Source organism: Micromonospora sp. ATA51, assembly GCF_016802855.1.
GTDB classification, from domain to species: domain Bacteria; phylum Actinomycetota; class Actinomycetes; order Mycobacteriales; family Micromonosporaceae; genus Micromonospora; species Micromonospora sicca.
The window spans coordinates 1-2965 of record NZ_JAEVHJ010000509.1; the positions used below are offsets into that span (position 1 = coordinate 1).

Here is a 2965-nt window from a genome sequence, read left to right on the forward strand (position 1 = left end):
CGCGCGCTGACCGCGATCACGGAGCGGGGCTACTGGTCCGCCTACCCCGAGTCGCCCAGCCCCCGGGTGTACGGCGAGACCGCCGCCGCCGACGGGAAGGCCGCCTTCGAGGCGTACCTGAACGCCGACTTCCCCCTCGACCAGCCGGGTGACGGCGAGACCGTCGCCACCGAGACGAGCCCGTTCGGCCTGGAGCTCAACGTCCGCTACCCGCACGCGGCGGCCGACCAGCTGGTGGGCGCCGCCACGGTGGCCCTGGCCGGCTGGCGCGACGCCGGCCCGCAGGTGCGCGTCGGGGTCTGCCTGGAGATCCTGGACCGGCTGCACAAGCACATCTTCGAACTGGCCAACGCGGTGCAGTTCACCAGCGGTCAGGCCTTCGTGATGGCGTTCCAGGCCGGCGGCGCGCACGCGCTGGACCGGGCGCTGGAGGCGGTCGCCTACGCGTACGCGGAGATGACCCGCCACCCGGGGACGGCCGGCTGGGAGAAGGCCGCCGGCAAGGGCGACCCGCTGCGGATGACCAAGACCTTCCACGTGGTGCCGCGGGGGGTGGCGCTGGTCATCGGCTGCAACACCTTCCCGACCTGGAACTCGTACCCGGGGCTCTTCGCCTCGCTGGTCACCGGCAACCCGGTGGTCGTGAAGCCGCACCCGCGCGCCGTCCTGCCGCTCGCCATCACGGTGCGGTACGCCCGCGAGGTGCTCGCCGAGGCCGGCTTCGACCCGAATCTGGTGCTGCTCGCCCCCGAGGCGCCGGGCGAGAAGCTCGCCTCCACGCTCGCCCTGCACCCGGCCGTCAAGATCGTCGACTTCACCGGCTCCACCGAGTACGGCGACTGGCTGGAGACGAACGCCCGGCAGGCCGCCGTCTACACCGAGAAGGCCGGCCTGAACACGGTGGTGATCGACTCCACCGACGACTTCGCCGGGCTCTGCCGCAATCTGGGCTTCACGCTGACCCTGTACAGCGGCCAGATGTGCACCACCTCGCAGAACCTGCTGATCCCCCGGAACGGCATCGCCACCGACCAGGGGCACAAGAGCTTCGACGAGGTGGCGGCTGGGATCGCCGCGGCGGTCGGCAAGCTCACCGCCGACCCGGCCCGCGGCGTCGAGTTGACCGGCGCGATCGTCAACGACGGCGTGCTGGAGCGCCTCGACGAGGTCACCAAGGTCGGTGAGCCGGTGCTGGAGTCGCGTACCGTCGAACACCCGTCCTTCCCCGGCGCGGTGGTCCGGACGCCGACCATCGTCAAGCTGGCCGCCGACGACACCGCGACCTACTCGCGGGAGTGGTTCGGGCCGATCTCGTTCGCCATCGCGACCGACTCCACCGAGCACAGCCTGGAGATCCTGCGCAGCACGGTGGGGGAGAAGGGCGCGCTGACCGCGGCGGTCTACTCGACCGACGAGGCGGTGCTGGACGCGGCCGAGGCGGCGGCCATCGACGCCGGCGTGCACCTGTCCTGCAACCTGACCGGCGGCGTCTTCGTCAACCAGTCGGCGGCGTTCTCCGACTTCCACGGCAGCGGCGCCAACCCGGCCGCCAACGCGGCGCTGACCGACGGCGCGTACGTGGCGAACCGGTTCCGCATCGTCCAGAGCCGTAGGCACGTCTGAGGTTGCTGTTGGGGTTTCCGGGGCAGCCCACCCCGCTCCAGGCGGTCAGGCTTGATCCTTCCGCGGGGCGGGCTGCCCCGGAAACCCGCCCGTGGTGCTCCACGTCGGGTGGTTCTGGCCGATTCGGTGGTGAAGAAGAATCAATCAGGCGGGGCGGCGCATCTGGAGTTCGCGCAGCGTCGGGATCTTCGGGTGCGGCACCCGCACGCCCGTGTCAACGAAACCCAGCCGCTGGTACGCCCGGTAGGCGCGGTCGTTGCCGACCACCACCTCCAGCATCAGCTCGGGCCGGCCGCACGCGCGGGACCAGGCCGCCACCGCGTCGACCAGTTCCCCGAGCAGGCCGGTGCCCCGCCAGGCCGGGGTGAGGTAGACGGCGTAGATCACGGTGAGGCCGGGCTCCTCCGGGACGACCGTGCCCCCGGCGTGGCCGACGAACCGGCCGCCGAGGTCGGCGACGAACTGGGCCGTCGCGGCGCCCCGCGACACGGCGGCGATCCGGGCCGCGTAGTCGGCGTGCGGGCGGGCGGCGGCCTCCGCCACGGTCTCCAGGAAGGCCAGCGGCGCGTCGGCGAGCATCTCCAGCCGCAGCGCGCGCATCCGGGCGGCGTCCTCCGGGCGGATCCGGCGGACGGTGGCCGTCCGGGCGGCTGTCATGGTCGGCGCGCTCGTCATGTCGCATGCATACCGGAGGGACGGTCGTCCATGTCGCGCCGGGCCCGATCCTGCCCGGAATATGCCCGATTTGCGGTCGTGCGCCGTCGTCACGCCTCGTGTAGCGTGCGATTTCGGTCACCGATTCAGCGGCCGTCGCCGATCGCCGGAACGGTGGTCCGGGCGCGGGCTCGGCCGGCGTCCGGGGGTTGTGGAAAGCCGCGCAGAGTGAGGAAGTGCACCGTGGCACAGGGCACCGTGAAGTGGTTCAACGCCGAAAAGGGCTACGGCTTCATCGCCGTCGACGGCGGGCAGGACGTCTTCGTCCACTTCTCCGCGATCGAGATGGACGGCTACAAGGCGCTGGACGACGGCCAGCGGGTCGAGTTCGAGATCGCCCAGGGCCAGAAGGGTCCGCAGGCCGAGCGCGTCCGCGTCATCGCCTGATCCCGCCCGTCGGGCGGCTTTTCCACTCCGATCAGGGGCAGCGGTGCGGGCGCGCACCGGGGAAGATCATGAGCCGTTCCAGCCATCGATGCTGAGGAGGGCCCATGTCCGATCTGCCCCCGCCGGATGCTCCCCGACCCCACCCGTCGGAGCCCGCCGGCGCCGGCCCGTGGGGCGGCGGACCGGGCCAGGGCGGGCCGCCCCAAGCGGCACCGCCCGGCTGGGCGCCGCCCGCGTACGG

3 protein-coding genes are annotated in these 2965 nt (G+C 72.5%); 2 read left to right on the forward strand and 1 reads right to left on the reverse strand.

Annotated elements, in window-relative coordinates:
- On the forward strand, nt 1-1623 hold a 1623-nt coding region (gene paaN / locus JNW87_RS36830), incomplete at its 5' end, for a phenylacetic acid degradation protein PaaN (RefSeq protein ID WP_238455314.1).
- Nucleotides 1624-1767: 144 nt separating this feature from the next.
- Here the strand turns inward: paaN and JNW87_RS36835 are convergent.
- Nucleotides 1768-2298 carry a GNAT family N-acetyltransferase gene (locus JNW87_RS36835; protein WP_201749565.1) on the reverse strand — a complete coding sequence of 177 codons (531 nt, stop codon included), beginning with the start codon at nt 2296-2298 and terminating at the stop codon, nt 1768-1770.
- 222 nt (nt 2299-2520) lie between these two features.
- On the opposite strand from JNW87_RS36835, the gene JNW87_RS36840 reads away from it, so the two are divergent.
- Entirely contained in the window at nt 2521-2724 is a 204-nt protein-coding gene (locus JNW87_RS36840; protein ID WP_013288855.1) for a cold-shock protein, read from the forward strand.
- Nucleotides 2725-2965: the final 241 nt, after the last annotated feature.

Coding starts and splice junctions, on each gene's coding strand:
- JNW87_RS36835 (WP_201749565.1), bottom strand. CDS start 2,298: ATGACGAGCGCGCCGACCATGACAGCCGCCCGGACGGCCACCGTCCGC.